The organism is Pectobacterium polonicum (assembly GCF_005497185.1).
GTDB classification, from domain to species: Bacteria; Pseudomonadota; Gammaproteobacteria; order Enterobacterales; family Enterobacteriaceae; genus Pectobacterium; species Pectobacterium polonicum.
The window spans coordinates 138,505-159,651 of sequence record NZ_RJTN01000003.1; the positions used below are offsets into that span (position 1 = coordinate 138,505).

The 21,147-nt window shown below is 52.0% G+C and carries 20 protein-coding genes; 7 read left to right on the forward strand and 13 right to left on the reverse strand.

The features are described from left to right. Positions 1-115 precede the first annotated feature (115 nt). The 3 genes from ppdD to hofC are packed head-to-tail and all read left to right on the forward strand — an operon-like array spanning position 116 to position 3,239. Positions 116-562, forward strand: coding sequence for a prepilin peptidase-dependent pilin (gene ppdD, locus EDI29_RS05270; RefSeq protein WP_137740038.1), 447 nt, complete (start codon positions 116-118; stop codon positions 560-562). Between the two features lie 2 nt (positions 563-564). Next, positions 565-2,037, forward strand: a complete 1,473-nt coding sequence (gene gspE, locus EDI29_RS05275; RefSeq protein WP_137740039.1) for a type II secretion system protein GspE — start codon at positions 565-567, stop codon at positions 2,035-2,037. Next, positions 2,034-3,239 (forward strand): protein transport protein HofC, encoded by a 1,206-nt coding sequence (hofC, locus tag EDI29_RS05280; RefSeq protein WP_137740040.1) that lies wholly within the window; start codon positions 2,034-2,036, stop codon positions 3,237-3,239. Before gspE ends, hofC begins: the two co-directional genes overlap by 4 nt. Before the next feature lie 87 nt (positions 3,240-3,326). Here the strand turns inward: hofC and EDI29_RS05285 are convergent, their stop codons facing one another. After that, complete coding sequence (locus EDI29_RS05285; protein WP_137740041.1) at positions 3,327-4,367, reverse strand: GMP reductase; 1,041 nt, start codon at positions 4,365-4,367, stop codon at positions 3,327-3,329. A 294-nt stretch (positions 4,368-4,661) separates the two neighbouring features. Between EDI29_RS05285 and coaE the strand changes: the two genes are divergently transcribed. From coaE to yacG, 3 genes are read left to right on the forward strand one after another with little or no spacing between them, the layout of a single operon-like run. After that, positions 4,662-5,288, forward strand: coding sequence for a dephospho-CoA kinase (coaE, locus tag EDI29_RS05290; RefSeq protein ID WP_137740042.1), 627 nt, complete (start codon positions 4,662-4,664; stop codon positions 5,286-5,288). Beyond that, positions 5,281-6,033: a cell division protein ZapD gene (gene zapD / locus EDI29_RS05295; RefSeq protein WP_137740043.1), complete on the forward strand. Its 753-nt coding sequence runs from the start codon at positions 5,281-5,283 to the stop codon at positions 6,031-6,033. The genes coaE and zapD overlap by 8 nt, the downstream gene beginning before the upstream one ends. Positions 6,034-6,089: 56 nt before the next feature. Continuing rightward, positions 6,090-6,284 carry a DNA gyrase inhibitor YacG gene (yacG, locus tag EDI29_RS05300; RefSeq protein WP_137740044.1) on the forward strand — a complete coding sequence of 65 codons (195 nt, stop codon included), beginning with the start codon at positions 6,090-6,092 and terminating at the stop codon, positions 6,282-6,284. A gap of 44 nt (positions 6,285-6,328) precedes the next feature. Here yacG and mutT read toward each other — a convergent pair whose 3' ends face one another. The 3 genes from mutT to secM all read right to left on the reverse strand — a co-directional run bounded on the left by mutT (position 6,329) and on the right by secM (position 10,144). Continuing rightward, positions 6,329-6,724, reverse strand: coding sequence for an 8-oxo-dGTP diphosphatase MutT (gene mutT / locus EDI29_RS05305; RefSeq protein ID WP_137740045.1), 396 nt, complete (start codon positions 6,722-6,724; stop codon positions 6,329-6,331). Positions 6,725-6,814: 90 nt separating this feature from the next. Continuing rightward, positions 6,815-9,517: a preprotein translocase subunit SecA gene (gene secA, locus EDI29_RS05310; RefSeq protein WP_137740046.1), complete on the reverse strand. Its 2,703-nt coding sequence runs from the start codon at positions 9,515-9,517 to the stop codon at positions 6,815-6,817. 111 nt (positions 9,518-9,628) lie between these two features. Further along, a complete protein-coding gene (gene secM, locus EDI29_RS05315; RefSeq protein ID WP_193555641.1) occupies positions 9,629-10,144 on the reverse strand; it encodes a secA translation cis-regulator SecM in 516 nt (171 codons plus the stop codon). A 26-nt stretch (positions 10,145-10,170) separates the two neighbouring features. Here secM and EDI29_RS05320 point away from each other — a divergent pair, with 26 nt between their 5' ends. Next, positions 10,171-10,698, forward strand: a complete 528-nt coding sequence (locus EDI29_RS05320; protein WP_137740048.1) for a DUF721 domain-containing protein — start codon at positions 10,171-10,173, stop codon at positions 10,696-10,698. Positions 10,699-10,710: 12 nt separating this feature from the next. Here EDI29_RS05320 and lpxC read toward each other — a convergent pair whose 3' ends face one another. The 9 genes from lpxC to murD all read right to left on the reverse strand — a co-directional run bounded on the left by lpxC (position 10,711) and on the right by murD (position 21,147). Beyond that, positions 10,711-11,628, reverse strand: coding sequence for a UDP-3-O-acyl-N-acetylglucosamine deacetylase (gene lpxC, locus EDI29_RS05325; RefSeq protein WP_137740178.1), 918 nt, complete (start codon positions 11,626-11,628; stop codon positions 10,711-10,713). A gap of 104 nt (positions 11,629-11,732) precedes the next feature. Continuing rightward, positions 11,733-12,884 (reverse strand): cell division protein FtsZ, encoded by a 1,152-nt coding sequence (gene ftsZ, locus EDI29_RS05330; protein WP_005975217.1) that lies wholly within the window; start codon positions 12,882-12,884, stop codon positions 11,733-11,735. Between the two features lie 68 nt (positions 12,885-12,952). After that, positions 12,953-14,209: a cell division protein FtsA gene (gene ftsA, locus EDI29_RS05335; protein ID WP_010298002.1), complete on the reverse strand. Its 1,257-nt coding sequence runs from the start codon at positions 14,207-14,209 to the stop codon at positions 12,953-12,955. After that, positions 14,206-15,087 (reverse strand): cell division protein FtsQ, encoded by an 882-nt coding sequence (ftsQ, locus tag EDI29_RS05340; RefSeq protein ID WP_137740049.1) that lies wholly within the window; start codon positions 15,085-15,087, stop codon positions 14,206-14,208. The genes ftsA and ftsQ overlap by 4 nt, the downstream gene beginning before the upstream one ends. Position 15,088: 1 nt before the next feature. Next, positions 15,089-16,009 carry a D-alanine--D-alanine ligase gene (locus EDI29_RS05345; protein WP_137740050.1) on the reverse strand — a complete coding sequence of 307 codons (921 nt, stop codon included), beginning with the start codon at positions 16,007-16,009 and terminating at the stop codon, positions 15,089-15,091. 8 nt (positions 16,010-16,017) lie between these two features. Further along, a complete protein-coding gene (murC, locus tag EDI29_RS05350; RefSeq protein WP_137740051.1) occupies positions 16,018-17,478 on the reverse strand; it encodes a UDP-N-acetylmuramate--L-alanine ligase in 1,461 nt (486 codons plus the stop codon). Between the two features lie 62 nt (positions 17,479-17,540). Continuing rightward, positions 17,541-18,632, reverse strand: coding sequence for an undecaprenyldiphospho-muramoylpentapeptide beta-N-acetylglucosaminyltransferase (murG, locus tag EDI29_RS05355; RefSeq protein ID WP_137740052.1), 1,092 nt, complete (start codon positions 18,630-18,632; stop codon positions 17,541-17,543). Continuing rightward, positions 18,629-19,831, reverse strand: a complete 1,203-nt coding sequence (gene ftsW / locus EDI29_RS05360; RefSeq protein ID WP_137740053.1) for a cell division protein FtsW — start codon at positions 19,829-19,831, stop codon at positions 18,629-18,631. Before ftsW ends, murG begins: the two co-directional genes overlap by 4 nt. Continuing rightward, positions 19,831-21,147, reverse strand: a complete 1,317-nt coding sequence (murD, locus tag EDI29_RS05365; RefSeq protein ID WP_137740054.1) for a UDP-N-acetylmuramoyl-L-alanine--D-glutamate ligase — start codon at positions 21,145-21,147, stop codon at positions 19,831-19,833. The genes ftsW and murD overlap by 1 nt, the downstream gene beginning before the upstream one ends.

Consider the following 21,147-nt stretch of genomic DNA (forward strand, 5'->3'; position numbering starts at 1 on the left):
GCTTTCCTGTTTTAACTTTCCCCACTCGCCAGTTTTCATTCCCTTTTCTATGCTGCCAGCCGTCCGTATGGATTTATGTCCCACTAAATTTATGCTCAACAACAGGGAAATCAACATGATAAAACAACAAGGATTCACACTGATTGAGCTAATGATCGTGATTGCGATCATTGCTATCCTCAGCGCCATTGGCGTCCCTGCCTATCAAGGCTATCTGCAAAAAGCGGCGCTGACAGACATGCTGCAAACGATGGTGTCTTATAAAACGCCAGTCGATCTCTGCGGTCTGGAAAATGCCGCTTTTACGGCCTGCAATGCAGGTAATCAGGGAATACCGGGCAGCAAATCTTCACGCTATGTCAGCGCCGTGAGCGTCACTCAAGGGGTGATTACGCTGACCGGACAATCCACTCTGCAAGGGCTGCGCGTTATTCTGACACCAACGTGGGATACCGAAATCGGCGCTTCACGCTGGACGAAGAATTGTGCCACGGATAGCAACGCAGAGAGCCTGCAATCCGCCTGTCAGGACGTTTTCCGTTTTGATAATACGGCAGGCTAATCATGACAGACTCATCCTTCTCCTCCGAGCATACGCTCAGCGAGTTACAGACGCTGTGCCGACGTTATCAGGCCTTGTTGCTCAGCCTCGATGAACAAACGCTGTCGGTCGCCGTCACGGCTTCCCCTTCGGCAGAGATGATCGCTGCACTGCGTTTCGCCAGCAATCGCCGAATTATGGTGGAACAGTGGCCACAGGCCAGAATGGAACAACAGCTTAACCCGGTGAACGCCGTTGCTGAGCCCACAGAAACCTATCATGCCGGTATTCATCACGCCAACGCAGGGCCGCAGGATCATGACGACGATTCCCCCGTTGCGCAGTTTATCCATCAAACGCTGCGTCTCGCCGTTCAGCGACGCGCCTCTGATATCCACTTTGAGCCGCAGTTAGACAGCTATCATGTGCGACTACGCATTGATGGTGTATTGCAAGCTATATCCGCGCCACCTCCAGAGTTGACGGGCCGAATTACCGCACGGCTAAAAATCATGGGCAAGTTGAATATCGCCGAACGGCGGTTGCCGCAGGATGGCCAATTCAGCCTAATGCTGGATCAACAGCCCTACTCGTTACGTATCGCCACCCTCCCCGTGCAGCAGGGAGAAAAAGTCGTATTACGTATTTTACAAACGCACCAACAGGAGTTGGCGCTGGACAAACTCGGTCTTGGCGAAAAAGCATTGCAGCAGCTTATCAGTGTGCTGAACGCCTCACAGGGAATGCTGCTAGTCACCGGTCCAACGGGGAGTGGCAAAACCGTGACGCTTTACAGTGCAATACGCTGGCTTAACGATAGCAGTCGCAATATCTGTAGCGTGGAAGATCCGGTCGAAATTCCCTTACAGGGTATCAATCAAACGGCAATCAATCCCAAAGCGGAACTAGGCTTTGGGAGAATTTTACGTGCGCTGCTGCGACAAGACCCAGACGTCATTATGATTGGTGAAATCCGCGATGCGGAAACCGCTGAAATTGCGGTAAAAGCTGCACAAACCGGCCATCTGGTCATGTCCACGTTGCATACCAACTCTGCGGTAGAAACGCTAACTCGTCTCAATCACCTGGGCATTCCTGGATATCTGTTAGCTTCGGCGCTGAAGCTCATCATCGCACAGCGGCTTGTGCGTCGGTTATGCCCGCACTGTAAAACCCAAGCAGAACCGCTACTCTCACTGCCAAATAGCGTATGGCAAGGACCACTGAACCATTGGCAGGCTGGCGGTTGCAGCCACTGTTTCTCTGGTTACTATGGTCGTGTCGCACTTTATGAATTACTCCCCATCACACCAGATTTTCAGGCTGCATTAGCAGGCAACGCCAGCACAGGTGAGCTATCTGCCCTATCGCAAGACTCTGGTTTTCCGACACTGCTGACCGCGGGGCTCGAACGGGTCAACGACGGCCTAACCTCGCTTGCTGAAGTCTATCGTGTTGTAGGCGATGAGCGGTCGATGAGTCAGGAGATACAATGAAGTTAGAGCGCTTATATCATTGGCAGGCAATCACATCCGAGGGCGAATTTGCTGACGGCACGTTTATTAGCACGCACCGTCGGCACGCCTATGCCAACCTGATTGCCCAAGGCTACCAGCCGCTCATCGTAAAGGCAGGCCATTATCTGTCGCCTCACTACTGGAAACGCGAACAGCTAGGTGAGTTAATCAAACAGCTTGCTGCTCTACTACAAGCTGGATTGCCACTGCTGGAAGCATTAAAACTGGTGTCAGAGCAGCATGAGCGCCCCGGCTGGCGCTGCATATTACAAGACGTTCGCACTCATGTTGCTCAGGGAAATTCGCTGTCTGAGGCATTGCACGACTATCCTCATATTTTTCCCGTCCTGTATCGATCCCTCATTGCCGTCGGCGAATTGACGGGGAAACTAGACATATGCTGCCTACAGCTCGCTCAACAACAAGAGAAGCAGTCCAGACTGCAACAAAAAGTTATCAAGGCGCTACGTTATCCCTGTTTTGTTTTGCTCATTGCAATGCTGGTCAGCATGATGATGTTGCTGCTGGTTCTACCCGAATTCGCAACACTCTACTCCTCGTTCAATACGCCGTTGCCGTGGTTTACCCGGCAGTTGCTTCATCTCGCCGATCTCCTCGCTGGCTACGGATTCCTTGGGCTATTGCTTATTAGCTGCCTAATATTGGGGTATGCCCGACTGAGACAGCAAAGACCATTATGGAAAACCAGAGAACAAGAATGGCTGCTGAGGCTCCCTGTGGTATCCAGTTTGCTACGTGGTAAATCACTGAGCCAGATATTCCATATTCTGGCCATGACTCAGCATGCCGGTTTGACGCTTCCAGAGGGGCTAGATGCGGCCGCCACGATCCGTCATCCGCTTTATCAGGCCGCGATTCAACAGATACAAGAGCAGTTGCGTCAAGGCACGTCGCTATACCATGCCACACAGCATCACACAACGTTGTTCCCAGCACCGTGCCCGCAGTTGATTCGGGTTGGTGAAGAAACCGGGGCACTGGATGCAATCTTTACACAGTTAGCCGAATGGCATGAGAGACGAGTACAACAACAGGCCGACATGCTGACACAAACGCTGGAGCCGTTATTGATGATGGTCGTCGGGGGAATGGTCGGGGCGCTAGTGATTGGCATGTATTTGCCTATCTTCCAGTTGGGGAATGTATTGGCCGGCGCCTGAACCAGCCAATACATGCACGACAACGTCTACAAATCAAACCACGCAATCACTGTTAAGAGCGGAAAGACGGAATGTGAAGACGTATAACTATCCGTTAAAAATACGATTTTCCTGTTCGGCCACGCGGATAAACGTTGTACGTTTCGTCAGCTCTTTCAAACGGGACGCACCGACATAGGTACAGGCCGAACGCAATCCGCCAAGAATATCGCGGACGGTATTATCTACCGGACCACGTAATGGCAGCTTCACAGTTTTTCCTTCTGCGGCACGGTACTCAGCCACACCACCGACGTGACGTTCCATCGCAGATGCGGAACTCATACCGTAGAACAACATCATTTTCTCACCGTTTTCTTCAACGATGGTGCCTTCACATTCATCATGCCCTGCCAACATGCCGCCCAGCATGACAAAATCGGCACCGCCGCCAAAGGCTTTCGCGACATCGCCCGGCATAGCGCAGCCACCATCGCTCACAATTTGCCCGCCGAGGCCATGTGCCGCATCGGCACATTCAATCACGGCGGAAAGCTGAGGGTAGCCAACGCCCGTTTTCACACGCGTCGTGCAGACAGAACCGGGGCCAATACCGACTTTCACGATGTCCGCCCCAGAGAGAATAAGTTCTTCCACCATTTCACCAGTCACGACGTTTCCCGCACAGATAACCTTGTCTGGACAAGACTCACGCGCTTTTTGCAGGAACGTGACAAAGTGCTCGGAATAGCCATTAGCTACGTCGATGCAGATGAATTTAAGCTCGGGCGATAGCGCCAGAATTTGCTTTAACTTGATGAAATCAGCATCAGATGTCCCGGTCGAGACCATCACATGGCGCAATACCGATGCTGGTGTGCGTTGCACAAACTGAGACCATTGCTCGACAGAATAGTGTTTATGGACAGCCGTCAGAACATCAAAAGAGGCCAGCACCTCCGCCATACTAAACGTACCCACGGTATCCATATTGGCTGCGATAATCGGTACGCCGGACCAGTTGCCGCCAGCATGGAGGAAGGTGAATTGACGTTCCAGTTCAACGTCAGAGCGGCTTTTCAGCGTCGAACGCTTTGGCCGGATGAGAACGTCTTTAAAGCCTAACTTTAAATCTTCTTCAATACGCATGAGGTTCGAGTTCCTGGTTAGTGACGGCGGAATGCTCAGTATTGTTACTAAGCATAATCATTTCTGAAAAAATAATAGCCCTTTACCAGTGACGTTATCATACGCAGGAATAATCCTGCGGCAAGACTGCGATTTTCACTTTATTTGGGATAAAATCAGAGAAATTTACCTATCACCCAGCAAAGTGATAACGTGAAGCATACTGCGGTTGATGCCTGATTGACTTCAAAGGGGCAGGAAGGTCTTCCTCACCTTTGAAAATAGTAGAAATGTTAACTTTTCAACACGGGTGCAATGACATACATCGTAGCCTTAACGGGCGGTATCGGCAGCGGAAAAAGCACCGTAGCCGATGAATTTGCCAAATTAGGGGCCACTATCGTTGATGCGGATATCATCGCGCGTCAGGTAGTCGAGCCAGGGAAACCCGCACTGGATGCCATCAGGCTCCGGTTTGGCGACGCTATGCTCAATACCGATGGTTCATTGGATCGTGCCGCACTACGCCAACGGATTTTTTCCTCGCCAGAGGAGAAACAGTGGCTGAATAATTTACTCCACCCGTTGATCCATCAGGAAACACAGGCCCAGTTTCAGGCTGCATCCGCACCCTACATTCTGTGGGTCGTCCCTTTACTGGTAGAGAATGGGTTACAGCAGCGAGCACAACGTATTCTGGTCGTTGATGTAGATAGAGATACACAGCTTGAACGCACACTGGCCCGTGATGGCATCAGTCGGCAGCAAGCGGAAAACATACTGGCAGCACAGGCAACCCGAGAACAGCGCCTGGCTTATGCCGATGATATTATTGATAACAGTCGTTGCCCAAGCGAGTTGGCTTCACAGGTTGCGGAACTACACCGCCATTACCTGAAGCTAGCCGCTTCCGCAGCCGACAGGATGACTAAGAATGAGTGACGCTTCCTCGACGATTTTATTTGAATATCCGCTGAACGAGAAAACGCGTACCTGGTTGCGTATCGAATCATTATTGCAGCAGCTGCATCAAAACCATTCCCTGACTGACATGGGGAGCGCCCTGACATTTTTTCGCGCCGTCGCCGAGCTGCTTGATGTGCTGGAACGTGGAGATGTGCGTACCGAGTTGCTGAAAGAACTGGAACGCCAACAGCAAAAATTGCTGCAATGGAGTGATGTACCAGGTGTAGACATGGAGCGTATCCACACGTTACGGCGTCAGTTGAAAGATCTGGCCAGTACGCTGATGGCCGCACCACGAATGGGGCAGTTCTTACGGGAAGATCGTCTGATTAGCATGGTTCGTCAGCGGCTAGGCATTCCCGGCGGCTGTTGCAGTTTCGACTTACCAACGCTGCATAGCTGGCTACATCAACCTCAGGAGCTGCGTGAAAAATTGGTTTCCGGCTGGCTTAATTCTTTGTCACCGCTCAAACAAGCGCTGGACATGATCCTGGAACTGATCCGTCACTCCGGTACATTCCGCCCGCAAACCAGTCTGAATGGCTTCTTTCAGGACAATGCCTCCGATGCTGACCTGCTACGCTTGCGTCTTGAGCAAGTATATCAACTCTATCCACAAATATCCGGTCATAAGACACGCTACGCCATCCGTTTCCTGCCATTAGATAGCGAAAACGGCCATATTCCACCTCGTTTAACGTTTGAATTGGCCTGTTGCTAGACTCAGCACAGATAAACGAAAACGTGTTAAGCAGCAAATAGAGTGAAAAGAACGTTATGACAACAGAGATTACGACGGTGAAGTGCCCAACCTGCAAGCAGGCGGTCATCTGGGAAGCAGCCAGCATCTATCGCCCATTTTGCAGCAAACGTTGTCAGCTCATCGATTTGGGTGAATGGGCTGATGAAGAAAAGCGCATTCCAAGTGATGATATGGTTTCTGATAGTGAAGACTGGAGCGAAACGCGCTAACGGCCACGTTTCGCTACTATAGTTTTCAGGCAGGTAAAGCTAGATTAAAGCGATTTCAGCCAGCGGATCATCTCCGCATTCGCTGGCGGAAATTCTTCCTCACGTAATTCGTCTACGTTAACCCAGCGAGATTCCTGACCTTCCCGGCCATAGGGTTCCCCCTGCCACGTTTCAACCAGAAAAAAATGAAGCGTGATGATTCTCTCCGGCGTAGAAAACGTTTTGTCGTTTAGCGCCTGCGGTGCGCTCGCGTCGATGCCCGTTTCTTCATGCAGTTCACGAATCAGCGCCTGCTCTGGCGTTTCGCCCTCTTCAACTTTACCACCGGGAAATTCCCACATCCCTGCCATATGAACGCCATCAGGGCGGCGAGCAATGAAATATTGCTGCTCCGCATTGCGGATGATGCCTACCGCGACGGATAACTGTTTTTGCGTCATGACACTTCCTATCAGATTCTTATCAAGTAAAAGGCGGTCAATGACCGCCTTTGCACTTATCACATATTAATCACTGGATTCAGCAATCAATTATTTCTGCAAGCGGCCGTGGCACTGCTTATATTTCTTGCCAGAACCACATGGGCAAGGATCGTTACGCCCAATTTTACGATCTGCCTGCGCCGGTGAACCTGTATTCAGGCTATTTTCTTCCTGATGGCTCAGTTGCTGCTGCCGCGCCAAACGTTCAGCCTCTTCGCGGCGTTGCTGTTCCAGCGCTTCGATTTCTTCCGGCATTCTCACCTGGACTTTGCTCAGCGTACTGATCACTTCATATTTCAGTGATTCCAACATCGCGGCAAACATAGAGAACGACTCACGCTTATATTCTTGCTTCGGATCTTTCTGCGCATAGCCACGCAAGTGGATACCCTGACGCAGGTAATCCATTGCTGCCAAATGCTCTTTCCACAAGGAATCCAGCGTCTGCAACATCACACCTTTCTCGAAGTTGCGCATGACTTCCGTGCCAACCACTTCTTCTTTGCGATGATAAACCTCAAGCGCATGCTGGAAAATACGTTCACGCAGCGTTTCTTCGTGCAGCTCAGGCTCTTTATCCAGCCACGCTTTGATCGGCATATCCAGATCGAAGTCGTTCTTCAGGCGCTGTTCCAGACCTTCCGTATCCCACATTTCTTCCAGAGATTCCGGTGGAATATAGCTGTCGATAGTCGCTTTAAACACATCCTCACGAATACTGGTAATGGTTTCACTGATATCGGACACGTCCAGCAGTTCGTTACGCTGTGTGTAGATCGCACGACGTTGATCGTTCGCCACATCATCGTATTCCAGCAACTGCTTACGAATATCGAAGTTACGGCTTTCCACTTTACGCTGTGCGTTCGCAATCGCCTTAGTGACCCACGGGTGCTCAATCGCTTCGCCCGGTTTCATCCCCAGCTTACGCATCATGTTGGAAACGCGATCGGAGGCAAAAATACGCATCAGCGCATCTTCCATCGACAGGTAGAAGCGTGATGAACCCGCATCCCCCTGACGACCGGAACGGCCGCGTAGCTGATTATCAATACGGCGAGATTCATGGCGCTCAGTACCGATAATATGCAAACCGCCCGCAGCTAATACGGCATCATGGCGCACTTTCCAGGCCGCTTTAATTTCTGCAATTTGCTCATCACTTGGGTTTTCCAGATGCGCAACTTCTGCCTGCCAGCTACCGCCCAATACGATGTCCGTACCACGACCGGCCATGTTGGTCGCGATGGTGACCGCACCAGATTGGCCCGCCTGAGCAACGATGTCTGCTTCCATCGCGTGGAACTTCGCATTCAATACATTGTGTTTGATCCCCGCTTTCTCCAGCGCCAGAGAAACCACTTCTGATTTCTCAATGGAGATCGTACCAACCAGAATCGGTTGACCTTTTACGGAGCGATCTTTGATATCTTCAATGATGGCATCGATTTTTTCCTGCTCGGTCATGTAGACCAGATCAGGCAAGTCTTTACGAATCATCGGACGGTTAGTCGGCACCACAATCGTATCCAGCTTATAGATGGAGCTGAATTCAAACGCTTCGGTATCTGCCGTACCAGTCATACCCGCCAATTTTTCATACAGGCGGAAGTAGTTCTGGAAGGTAATGGAAGCCAGCGTCTGGTTTTCATTCTGGATAGCCACTTTCTCTTTCGCTTCCACTGCCTGATGCAGGCCATCTGACCAACGACGCCCCTGCATGGTACGACCGGTGTGCTCGTCGACGATGATCACTTCACCGTCTTTCACAATGTAGTCCACATCGCGGGTAAACAGCACGTGCGCACGCAGCGCGGCGGTCACATGGTGCATCAGCATAATGTTCGTCGGGGAGTACAGCGACTCACCCTCCTCCATAATGCCTTCTTTCACCAGCAGTTCTTCTACCAGAACCAGACCACGCTCGGTGAGGTTAACCTGACGTGCTTTCTCATCAACAGAGAAATGGCCTTCGCCCTGGAAAGTATCGGAATCTTCTTTCTCCTGACGGATCAGGTGAGGGATGATTTTATTGACGCTAATATAAAGCTCGGAGCTATCTTCAGCCGGACCGGAAATAATCAGCGGCGTACGTGCTTCATCGATCAGGATGGAGTCAACCTCATCCACCAGCGCGTAGTAAAGTTTACGCTGTACGCGCTCTTCCGGGCTGAACGCCATGTTGTCACGCAGGTAGTCAAAACCGTATTCGTTATTAGTACCGTAGGTGATGTCTGCGGCATACGCTTCACGCTTCGCTGGAGCAGGCATTCCCGGCAGGTTAATACCGACGCTCAGGCCGAGGAATTCAAACAACGGGCGGTTATTTTCGGCATCACGCTGTGCCAAATAATCGTTCACGGTCACGACGTGTACACCACGGCCAGTCAATGCATTCAGATAAGCAGGTAAGGTTGCCGTCAGCGTTTTACCTTCACCGGTGCGCATCTCCGCAATACACCGCTCATTCAGTACCATACCGCCAAGAAGCTGTACGTCGAAGTGGCGCATGCCAAATACGCGTTTACTGGATTCACGCACTACAGCGAAAGCTTCCGGCAGCAGGCTATCCAGCGTTTCGCCCTTCTCCAGACGAGCACGGAACTCCAGCGTTTTCGCCTGTAGCTCCTCATCGGAAAGTTTTTCCATTTCTGGCTCTAACCGACTAATAACATCAACATTTTTACGCATACGACGCAGCGTACGATCGTTACGGCTACCAAAAATTTTGGTTAAGATATTCATGACCATAATAGTTTTAATCTCACAAGTGCCACGTATCCAGTGGCAATACAATATCGAAAACCTGAGAAACTCAGCAAAAAACGAGAGAAATTTCTTCAGCTAATTATCATTACACGTTCAGCTGATGAGGTACGGTCCTGCGCGGATGCCGCGGATTTGGGCAAGCCAGATACCGATTTGATGATATGCCTGAGGATAAAAAGTGACGCGCCCGGCATGGGGAGAAATCACAAAGGGATACTGGGAATCCTGCGTCAACAGCGCATTTAGCGTATCCAACAAAACCAGAGAATGAGGCTCTAGCTCGTCAGCCTGTTGGGCATTGGCCGTCTGTGGCGTCGTCAATGCAAAAGAAAGGTGACGAATGACAGTACGTATCGCATGCTGATGCCAATAATCAACGCTGTAGGACGAGCGTCGATGCGCTTCTTTTAGCGCCACTAGGTCGGTAAGGCTCAGCGATACGTTATTCTGCCGACTAACGCTGGAGCTTGAATTAGAAAGTGAGGCGATGTCCTGTGAGTCGTTCAGGCTTGTCGGCAGACCAAGACTCGCCGCGACCATCCCTAATAAGAGATGCGGCCAGAAATAACGTCTGCCAAATTGTCGCCAACGATTTAGAATACCAATCACGAGTAACATCCACCGGAGCCAGGTCTATGCGTGATAGCCGCCCACAATCACTGGAATTTCTGTTTGATAGCGCATCTATATCGGGTAAAGGCCCGCTACAAGATGTGCAACAGCGCGCTATCGCCTTATTAAAACTCAACCGTGCCGTGCGCGGATTACTGCCTGCACCGTTGCACCCATGGTGCCGCGTCGCTAATTACCGGCAAGGTTTACTGATACTGGAAACCGCCAACGCCAGTTGGCTGATGCGGTTACGTTACGAACAACCTGCGCTGCTCTCTGCATTACGCGCACAAATACTACCATCATTGGCTTCGATCGACATCAGGATTAATCCAACGCTTGCCGCAAAAGGGCATGAAATCGTGAAAAATAGTGACATTTCAGCGACAGAAATTACCGGGGATAAACCGCTGCGTCAGTTGAGTGAGCAAAGCGCGGAGACATTGAGGACGTTAGCAGGCAACAGCCCAAAAAAACTCAGAAAGATATTAGAACGACTGGCTTCACTGGCCGGAGAGGGTACCAGTAAAACCAGTCGTAATAAGAAGTGACAACTTCAGGCGTTATGCCAACACAATAGATGGCGCTTTAAACGCCAGCGGCATTTCAGCGTCATCTTCAAAGGTCACGTATTCCCACGCTTCCTGATTCGCCAGCACAGCCTGCAACAGTTTGTTGTTCAGAGCATGACCGGATTTAAACGCAGAAAACGCACCGATGATGTTATGACCACACATAAACAGGTCACCAATGGCATCCAGCATTTTATGGCGGACAAACTCATCTTCAAAACGCAGGCCGTCTTCGTTCAGTACGCGATAATCGTCAACAACGATGGCACAATCCATACTGCCGCCCAGGCACAACCCACGAGACTGCAAGTATTCGATATCGCGCATGAAGCCGAAGGTACGCGCACGACTGATCTGGCGAACAAACGCATCGGCAGAGAAATCCAAACGATAGCGCTGGTTGCCCGCATCGATCGCTGGGTGGTTGAAGTCGATAGTGAAATCCAAGCTAAAACCGTTAAACGGTTTCATTTCGGCCCACTTGTCGCCGTCTTCAACGCGAACGGGCTGTTTGATACGTACGAATTTCTTGGCGCAGTTCAGCTCTTCGATACCCGCATCTAGCAGCAGGTAAACGAACGGGCTGGCGCTGCCATCCATAATTGGAATTTCTGGTGCATCAACATCGATGACAATATTGTCAATGCCCAACCCTGCAAGCGCAGCGTTAAGATGCTCCACCGTAGAAATACGCACGTCATGCTCATTAACCAGGCAAGTACAGAGCATGGTATCACGCACGGATTTTGCATCAGCCGGGAAATCAACCGGGGGATTCAAGTCTGTGCGGCGATAGATGACCCCGGTATTTGCCGGTGCAGGACGCATGGTCAAGGTGACCTTCTTGCCGGTATGTAACCCGACACCAGTCGCCTGAACAATACGTTTTAATGTACGTTGTTTGATCATCATTTTATCTCGCATGTTACTGAACCTACGAACCTAGTATAAACCAGGTTCGGTGGCACAGTTTAGCACAAAGAGCGGAGATTCCAACGTTATCTGGCAGCAAATTAGTCTGCCTGCTTACGCAGAAACGCTGGGATATCCAGATAGTCTGGCTCTTTATTCGTCTGCGGATTCTGGTCGTTAACCACTTTGGCAGCCGGTTTTTCCTGCGCCAGCGGCGTCATACCGTGTTGCTGATAACGATGATCCATCACAGGCTGGCTGGCCTGCTTGTTCGTTACCAGCGTAATCTCAGGACGCTTGTCCATGCCGATACCCGTCGCAACAACCGTTACACGCAGTTCATCATTCATTTCCGGGTCAAGCGATGTACCGATTACGACGGTCGCATTATCGGACGCGAATGCACGGATGGTGTTACCTACCGTCTCGAATTCATCCAGGCGCAGGTCAAAGCCCGCAGTGATGTTGACCAACACGCCACGCGCGCCGGACAGATCGATGTCTTCCAACAGTGGGCTGGAGATCGCCATTTCAGCCGCTTCTTCTGCACGGTCTTCGCCGCGTGCAACGCCGGAGCCCATCATGGCATAACCCATTTCGGACATCACGGTACGCACGTCTGCAAAGTCGACGTTCATCAGGCCTGGACGCGTGATCAGCTCAGCGATACCCTGCACTGCACCTTTCAGTACATCGTTTGCCGCACCGAATGCATCCAGCAAGGAGATCCCGCGACCCAGCACTTTCAGCAGCTTGTCGTTTGGAATGGTGATTAGCGAGTCGACGTGCTTAGACAGCTCGGCGATACCCTGCTCCGCAAACGCCATACGCTTTTTGCCTTCAAAGTTGAAAGGTTTGGTCACCACAGCGACGGTCAAAATGCCCAGATCTTTTGCAACTTCGGCCACAACTGGCGCAGCACCTGTACCTGTACCACCGCCCATACCTGCGGCGATAAACACCATGTCCGCACCTTCCAGTGCTGAACGCAGCGCTTCACGATCTTCTTCAGCCGAATTACGGCCGACTTCAGGGTTAGCGCCTGCACCCAAACCTTTCGTGATGCCACTACCGATCTGAATTGTCTGGCCAACCGCTGTTTTACGTAATGCCTGCGCATCCGTGTTGACCGCAAAGAACTCGACGCCTTCGATGCGCTCACGCACCATGTGTTCGACGGCATTACCACCGCCGCCACCGACGCCGATGACTTTAATCACCGCGTCGTTGGTTAATTCCATTGGTTCAAACATAATTTCTCTCCGTTTGTGCCTGTAACTGCGAGATCATAAAACTGTGCCAGGTGATCTCTTTGATAAAATTAGAATTCTTTCCTCAACCAGCTGTTGATTCGTTTGAACCAGTTGCTCACTGAGGCACGTTTTTCGACTTCATGCTCACCACCCAGATGAGATTCTTTCCCGTAATGCAGCAACCCAACCGCCGTTGAGTAATAAGGCTCTTGGGCATAATCCGTCAGCCCTGTTATATTCATTGGTTGTCCAATACGCACCTGTGTATGGAACACACGCTGCGCACAAGCCGCCAGACCGTCTATTTGCGCGGCACCGCCCGTCAGCACAATCCCCGCTGCCAGATGGTGTTTTACGCCCTGTTGACGTAACTGCTCCTGCAACTGTAAAAGTTCATCGTTCACCAAGTTCAACAGCTCGGTGTAACGTGGTTCAATCACTTCCGCCAGTGTCTGTCTTTGCAGACTGCGGGGTGGACGTCCTCCAACGCTCGGGACTTCCACATTCTCATCTTTGCCAACGATCGCGCCTAATGCACAACCATGGCGCACCTTGATCGCTTCAGCATCCGTCGGCGGCGTGCCAAACGCGTAGGCAATGTCGCTCGTCACCACGTTGCCTGCATAAGGAATTACTTTCGTGTGTCGCAATGCGCCGCCGGTATAGACCGCGATATCCATTGTGCCGCCGCCGATATCCACAACGCACACGCCCAGCTCACGTTCGTCTTCTGTCAAAACCGCATAGCTGGAAGCCAATCCCGCGAAAATCAGTTGGTCGACTTTTAAACCACAGCGTTCAACGGCTTTAACAATATTCTTCGCCATATCGTTATGGCAGGTTATCAGGTGGACTTTCGCCTGCATACGCACGCCGGATAAGCCAACTGGGTTTTTAATCCCTTCCTGATAATCGATCGCATACTCCTGTGGGATCACATGGAGAACACGATGTTCATCGCGCACACGCACGGACTTGGCGGTATGCACCACACTTTCTACGTCGTCCTGCGTCACCTCTTCTTCTGAAATAGGCACCATCCCTATTTCATTCTGGCAACTGATGTGTTTTCCCGATAGCGCCAGATACACGGAAGAGATCTGACAGTCTGCCATTAACTCCGCCTGATCAATCGCGCGTTGAACACACTTAACGACCGATTCCAGATCGTTTACGCCGCCTTTATCCATTCCACGTGACGGGCAACTGCCTACGCCAATAATATTGACCATGCCATCGGGCAGGACTTCCCCTACCAGCGCAGCCACTTTCGCTGTACCGATTTCCAGCCCAACTACCAGTTTTCTGTCCGTCGACTTGATCATTGTTGTTTAGCCTGTGTCTGTTTCTGGTTACTGTTCTGTTGCTGATCAATGTCTTGTTGCTGACCAACTCGCTGCCGATCAACATGTTGTTGATCAAGCAAGGCTGGAGCCCAACCTATCGCGGCCCCGCTGTCGTATCGCAAATCTACATGGCTAATACGTTTGTTTTCGTTCTGAGCCTGCCGCTGCAACAGCGGATATAGTTCAATAAAGCGTTGCAGACGTTTAGCTCTATCGTCCCGCCCCAATTCGAGGCGAGTATCATCGTCTAATCCCAGTTGCCATGAATGCCGTGCACTCATCGCCACCGTTTTTAACGTAAACTTTCCAGCGGCTAGCGTCTGACTCATGATGCGATAGCCTTCCAATACTTCTGTTTCACTGCCTTCCGGGCCATACAGTAACGGCATCTTACGGTTACCAACACGCTCAGCGGGTACACTGAACGAATTTCCTTCCGCATCAACCATTAGCTGATCATTCCAACGCGCTACCGGTACATATTCAACCAGATGAATCTTTAATTCGTCCGGCCACTGCTTACGTACGCTGGCCTGTTTTATCCATGATAGACGCTCGATCTGCTGCTGGATCACGTTCACATCCTGTGTCATGAACGTTCCCGGCGACCCCAACGACAAAATCGCCTGACGAATATCGTCATTGGTGGTGTACTGCCTTTCCCCTGTTACTGCCATACGGGAGAGCGGCAGGCGGCTGGCGTCTTTCATCCACCCCACCACCATCCAGCTTCCCCAGACGATCGTCCCTATCACCATCAGCAGGAAAATAACGCCTGCCAATTGGCCTCCATTACTGCGACGTGTTCCTTTCGGTTCAGGCTCTCGTCCGCGTGTATTCAGCGCTGCCTGCGACATATCAGCCAGCAAGCTCCAGAATTTTCACGACCAGCTGCGAGAAAGTCAGGCCACGTTGACGCGCCGCCATAGGAACCAGGCTGTGGCTCGTCATCCCTGGAGACGTATTCACCTCAAGCAAATAGAAAGCACCATCGCTATCCAACATAAAATCGACACGTCCCCATCCGCGACAGTCCACCGCACGATAAGCCGCCATCGCCAGTAGCGCTAACGCCTGCTCTTGATCGTCAGGCAAACCACTTGGGCAGAAATACTGGGTATCATCCGACAAATACTTCGCTTCATAGTCGTAAAACGTACCCGCAGGCTGGATGCGAATAGCAGGCAATACCTCATCACCCAGGATAGCGACGGTATACTCTGGGCCACTCAGCCATTTCTCGACCAGAACATCGTCATCATGACGGAATGCTTCTTCCAATGCGGCAGGCAACTCACTAAGCGCGTTCACTTTGCTCATACCGACGCTGGAACCTTCACGGCTTGGTTTGACGATCAGCGGCAACCCAAGATGCGTGAACTTCGCCAGCAATTGGTTTGCCGCCATCTCTGAATACTGGCGACGATCCAATGCTACGTAAGGTGATACCGGTAATCCGACCGCTTGCCATACCTGTTTGGTGCGGAGCTTATCCATCGTCAGTGCAGATGCCATAACGCCGCTACCGGTATAAGGCAGTTCCAGAAACTCCAGAACACCCTGCAATGTGCCATCTTCACCACCGCGACCATGTAAGGCGATGAAAACGCGGGTAAAGCCTTCTTCCTTCAATTTCGTCACAGGGAAGTCACGGGTATCAACCGCATGGGCATTGATGCCAGCTTCCTTCAGGCCAGCCAAAACCGCCTGACCGGAAAGTAACGACACTTCACGTTCAGCAGAGGTTCCACCAAGCAATACAGCAACTTTCTCAGTCATGATGTTCCTCATTCACTCATCTGCGGCTGTAATCTGGAATCAGCCAGTTTACGCGCCAGTTTACCGATGTTGCCGGCTCCCTGAACCAAAATCAGGTCTTCGCCTCGCAGCGCCTGTGACAACAGTTCCGGTAAAGTATCCACATCTGTTACCAGAATCGGATCAATCTTACCTCTTCCGCGAATGGTACGGCACAGTGAACGGCTGTCTGCGCCTGGAATCGGCGATTCTCCTGCGGAATACACATCCAGCATCAGCAACACGTCAACCTGTGATAACACATGCGCGAAGTCGTCATATAAATCGCGGGTTCGCGTATAGCGATGCGGCTGAAAAATCATAACCAACCGTTTATTCGGCCAGCCAGCGCGTGCGGCTTTAATCGTAGCATCAACCTCTGTCGGATGATGACCGTAATCATCCACCAACATCGCTGTTCCACTGTGCCCATTGACCAATTCGAGCGGATATTCACCGAGAAAATCAAAACGACGCCCAGTCCCCTGAAAACGTTCTAGCGCGCGTAGAATTGCTTCGTCATCGATGCCTTCATCGGTCGCTACAGCAACCGCCGCCGCCGCATTCAGCGCATTGTGACGCCCCGGTGCATTCAGCGTAACGTTCAGCAACGGTTTATCTTTCCGCTCCAGCGTAAAGTGTCCTTGTGCGCCAATCTGACGATACCCAGCAACGCGCACATCAGCATCGTCGCTAAAACCATAGGTAATGATATGGCGGCCAACACGTGGCAACAGCTCGCGGATTACCGCATCATCAACACACATCACAGCCTGACCATAAAACGGCAGGTTGTGCAGGAAATTAATGAACGTCTGCTTCAGGTTCTCAAAATCTCCCTGATACGTGTCCATATGGTCGGCTTCAATGTTGGTTACAATCGCCACCATCGGCTGCAAATGCAGGAAGGACGCATCGCTTTCATCCGCTTCCGCAATCAGGTAACGGCTTGAGCCCAGACGAGCATGCGTTCCCGCCGCCTTCACCAAACCACCGTTCACAAACGTCGGGTCCAATCCCGCTTCAGCGTAAATACTGGTGACCATCGCCGTTGTCGTCGTCTTGCCATGCGTACCCGCGACCGCAATGCCGTGACGAAACCGCATCAGCTCCGCCAACATTTCAGCACGACGGATCACGGGAATCCGTGCGTCATGTGCAGCGACAATCTCCGGGTTATCCGCCGTAATCGCACTCGATACCACCACCACGCTGGCGTTCAGCACGTTCTCTGCACGGTGGTGGAAATAAATCTGTGCGCCAAGATCGGTCAACTGCTGCGTCACCGCATTCGGTGCCAGATCGGAGCCACTAATTTCATAACCTTCGTTGGCCAACACTTCGGCGATACCACCCATGCCAGCACCGCCGATGCCGACAAAGTGTATGTGCCGGACGCGATGCATCTCGGGCACGATTGAACGTAGTTTCGCCAGTTGTTGAGTATTCACGTTATTCTATCGCTACCTTGTAGCGTCACCGGACAGTCTCCTACCCGACAACGTTGTATTAATTAACCATGAGCCACATGTGTGGCCCGACTGCCTGCCGCGGTACTGACTTCCGCCGCAACCCGTTCGGTTGCATCTGGAATCGCCACTGCGCGGGCTTTTTGCGCCATCGCCAGCAAAGTTGTGCGATCCCAACCGGACAGCACCTCGCTGACAGACGCCACGCTAAACTGTGGCTGCTCAATAATTTTTGCCGCGCCAGCCTTTTCCAACGGCAGCGCATTCCAGTACTGCTGCCGATCTTTATGCTGAAACGGCACAAACAGAGCCGGTAGCCCTGCTGCTGCAATTTCACTGACGGTCAAGGCACCAGAGCGGCATACCACAATGTCTGCCCAAGCGTAAGCTGCCGCCATGTCATCAATAAACTCGGTAATCTTGTGCTGCGTCTGCCCAACATCCTGATAGGCCTGCTGAACGGTTGATAACGCGCCTTTGCCGACCTGATGCCAAATCGTAATACGCTCACCCAACTGCTCTGCCACACCGGGCAGCGTTTGGTTCAGTACTCGTGCGCCCTGACTACCACCGACAACCAGCACCCTCACAGGGCCTGAACGATCGGCTAATCGTGTTTCCGGCGCAGGCAGTGCCAACACATCAGTTCTTACCGGATTACCCACGACATCCGCCTTGGGAAACGCACCCGGAAATGCCTGCAATACCTTTTTTGCGATATGGGATAACCAGCGGTTGGTTAACCCTGCAATACCGTTCTGCTCATGCAGTACGACAGGAATACCACAGAGCCAGGCAGCCAGACCACCGGGGCCGGAAACGTAGCCGCCCATCCCCAGCACCACATCAGGCTGGTAGCGGCGCATAATCGCCCGCGCCTGACGCACAGCCTGAAAAATACGGATCGGTGCACTTAACTGCGCCCGAATGCCCTTACCGCGTAATCCAGAAATGCGGATAAAATCAATTTCGATACCATGCTTAGGCACCAAATCGGCTTCCATACGATCCGCTGTACCTAACCAGCGAACCTGCCAGCCCTGCGCCATCAGATGATGTGCAACCGCCAGCCCAGGGAAGACATGTCCACCCGTGCCGCCAGCCATCACCATCAAACGCTTGCCTTCGCCACTCATCGGGCACCTCTCGTAAACGCCTGCGCTTTTGTCAGGCGCGTTTCAAAATCAATGCGTAACAACAAAACAATCGCCGTCGACATAATCAGCAAACTGGAACCCCCATAACTGATCAACGGTAGCGTTAACCCTTTCGTCGGCAGCATCCCCGCCGCTGCGCCTACGTTCACCAGCGTTTGAAAGCTAAACCAAACACCAATTGAACACGCCAGAAAGCCTGAAAAACGCTGATCGATCTCCAACGCCCGCTTTCCAATAGACATCGCGCGAAAAGCGACGAAGAATATCATTAACAACGCCAAAACCACACCGATATACCCCAGTTCCTCACCTAAAATAGAGAAAATGAAATCGGTATGTGCCTCCGGCAAATATTCCAGTTTCTGTACTGAATTCCCCAGCCCTTGCCCCCAGAACTCGCCGCGTCCAAACGCCATCAGAGATTGTGTTAACTGATAGCCATCGCCGAACGGATCGTCCCACGGATTCCAGAAAGACGTTACACGCCGCATACGATAAGGCTCAGCCACAATCAGCAGCCCAACGGCAAATGCACCGGAACCAATGATCGCCAGAAACTGCCACATCTTAGCCCCGGCCAGAAACAACATCGCCAACGTCGTAATGAACAGCACAACCACCGTACCGAGGTCAGGCTGCGCCAGCAGCAGTACCGCCAACACCACCATCACGCCCATTGGTTTGCAAAAGCCCCAGAAGTTATTTCGCACTTCTTCAACTTTGCGCACCATGTAGCTGGACAGGTAGCAAAACAGCGCCAGCTTGGATAACTCCGCGGGCTGGATGCGTAGCGGCCCCAGCGAAATCCAGCGAGACGCACCGTTGACCGAACTTCCCACCACGAGTACAACCAGCAGCATGACCATGGCGAGCAATAGCAGAACTGGGCTATAGCGCTGCCATATTTCCATCGGGACACGCAGCGTAATTAACGACAAACCAAATGCTAACCCCAGATAAATCGCATCACGCTTCGCGAACAAAAACGGGTCGTTGGCAAGACGCTGCCCGACAGGCATGGACGCCGAGGTCACCATCACAAAACCAATCACAGCCAGCCCAAGCGTTAACCACACGAGCGTTCTATCGTACAGAACGATGCTCAGCGTATCGCTTTCACGCGTTCCCATGACCCAGCTTTTGATGCGTTCGATAAACGCCAAGCCGAAGAACCGCATCAACCTAATTCCTTCGCCAGGCGAGCAAATTCATCACCTCGCTGTTCAAAACTGCGAAATTGATCCAGGCTTGCACAAGCTGGCGATAGCAACACCATGTCACCCGGCTTAATACGTTCAGCGATAATGCGCATCGCCTGTTCCATTGTTTCTGTCTGTTCAGCAATCTCCGGGCGCAGCGCGGCCAGTTGTTCACCATCACGGCCAAAGCAATACAAACGAATACGCTCACCCTGTAAATACGGCACCAGCGGCGAGAAGTCGGCAGACTTTCCGTCGCCGCCCAACAACAGATGCAACGTTCCTTCGACAGCCAAACCGCTTAATGCCGCTTCGGTGCTACCGACATTGGTGGCTTTAGAATCATTGATCCACCGCACACCATTGCGCTCAAAGGCCATTTGGAAGCGATGCGGTAGCCCGGTAAATGACGTCAATGCCGCCAGTGCAGAAGCCCGTGGAATCTTCACGGCATCAGCCAGTGCTAGCGCTGCCAATGCGTTCGTATAGTTGTGCTGTCCGACAAGCTTGATTTCACGAGTGTTGAGCACACGTTCACCGTTTACACGCAGCCAGGTTTCACCCTGCTGTCGGTTGAGATGATAATCACCGACATCAACACCAAAACTGCGGCAGCGCACATCGGCACCACGAATCGGCATGGTTAACGCATCGTCTGCATTCACCACGCACAGATCTGCATGTTCATAGATACGCAATTTCGCTGCACGATACTGCTGTAGACCAAACGGGTAACGGTTGGTGTGATCTTCCGTTACGTTCAGAATGGTTGCCGCTGCGGCATGCAGACTACTCGTCGTTTCCAGTTGGAAGCTCGACAGTTCCAGTACATACAACTGAGCTGGCTGTTCCAGCAGTTGCAGCGCAGGTAAACCAATGTTGCCACCAACGCCCACCTGCCAACCTGCCGCGCGCGCCATTTCACCGACCAGCGTCGTCACCGTACTTTTGCCGTTCGAACCGGTAATCGCCACAATCGGAGCCTGCGCTTCACGGCAGAACAGTTCGATATCGCCAACGATCTCAATACCAGCATCAGCGGCGTCACACAGAATCGGCGTCGCCAACGCCACTCCGGGGCTGGCGACGATCAAATCCGCATTCATCAGCCAGTCTTCATTCAGGCTACCAAGATGCCGTTCCACCTGTTCTGGCAGCTTATCCAGACCTGGTGGACTGATGCGGGTATCCACCACGCGCGGTACGACACCACGCGCGAGAAAGAAATCAACACAGGAGAGCCCGGTCAGACCCAACCCGATAATGACGACTTTTTTACCCTGATAGTCCACCAT

Excerpts from the sequence above, each read along its gene's own strand:
- ftsQ (WP_137740049.1), bottom strand. The coding sequence starts at position 15,087 with ATGTCGCAGGCAGCGCTGAATACACGCGGACGAGAGCCTGAACCGAAA.
- murD (WP_137740054.1), bottom strand. The coding sequence starts at position 21,147 with ATGGTGGACTATCAGGGTAAAAAAGTCGTCATTATCGGGTTGGGTCTG.
- gspE (WP_137740039.1), top strand. The coding sequence starts at position 565 with ATGACAGACTCATCCTTCTCCTCCGAGCATACGCTCAGCGAGTTACAG.
- ppdD (WP_137740038.1), top strand. The coding sequence starts at position 116 with ATGATAAAACAACAAGGATTCACACTGATTGAGCTAATGATCGTGATT.
- ftsZ (WP_005975217.1), bottom strand. The coding sequence starts at position 12,884 with ATGTTTGAACCAATGGAATTAACCAACGACGCGGTGATTAAAGTCATC.
- mutT (WP_137740045.1), bottom strand. The coding sequence starts at position 6,724 with ATGACGCAAAAACAGTTATCCGTCGCGGTAGGCATCATCCGCAATGCG.
- secA (WP_137740046.1), bottom strand. The coding sequence starts at position 9,517 with ATGGTCATGAATATCTTAACCAAAATTTTTGGTAGCCGTAACGATCGT.
- ftsA (WP_010298002.1), bottom strand. The coding sequence starts at position 14,209 with ATGATCAAGTCGACGGACAGAAAACTGGTAGTTGGGCTGGAAATCGGT.
- EDI29_RS05345 (WP_137740050.1), bottom strand. The coding sequence starts at position 16,009 with ATGACTGAGAAAGTTGCTGTATTGCTTGGTGGAACCTCTGCTGAACGT.
- EDI29_RS05320 (WP_137740048.1), top strand. The coding sequence starts at position 10,171 with ATGCGTGATAGCCGCCCACAATCACTGGAATTTCTGTTTGATAGCGCA.
- lpxC (WP_137740178.1), bottom strand. The coding sequence starts at position 11,628 with ATGATCAAACAACGTACATTAAAACGTATTGTTCAGGCGACTGGTGTC.
- coaE (WP_137740042.1), top strand. The coding sequence starts at position 4,662 with ATGACATACATCGTAGCCTTAACGGGCGGTATCGGCAGCGGAAAAAGC.
- ftsW (WP_137740053.1), bottom strand. The coding sequence starts at position 19,831 with ATGCGGTTCTTCGGCTTGGCGTTTATCGAACGCATCAAAAGCTGGGTC.
- EDI29_RS05285 (WP_137740041.1), bottom strand. The coding sequence starts at position 4,367 with ATGCGTATTGAAGAAGATTTAAAGTTAGGCTTTAAAGACGTTCTCATC.
- yacG (WP_137740044.1), top strand. The coding sequence starts at position 6,090 with ATGACAACAGAGATTACGACGGTGAAGTGCCCAACCTGCAAGCAGGCG.
- murG (WP_137740052.1), bottom strand. The coding sequence starts at position 18,632 with ATGAGTGGCGAAGGCAAGCGTTTGATGGTGATGGCTGGCGGCACGGGT.
- zapD (WP_137740043.1), top strand. The coding sequence starts at position 5,281 with ATGAGTGACGCTTCCTCGACGATTTTATTTGAATATCCGCTGAACGAG.
- hofC (WP_137740040.1), top strand. The coding sequence starts at position 2,034 with ATGAAGTTAGAGCGCTTATATCATTGGCAGGCAATCACATCCGAGGGC.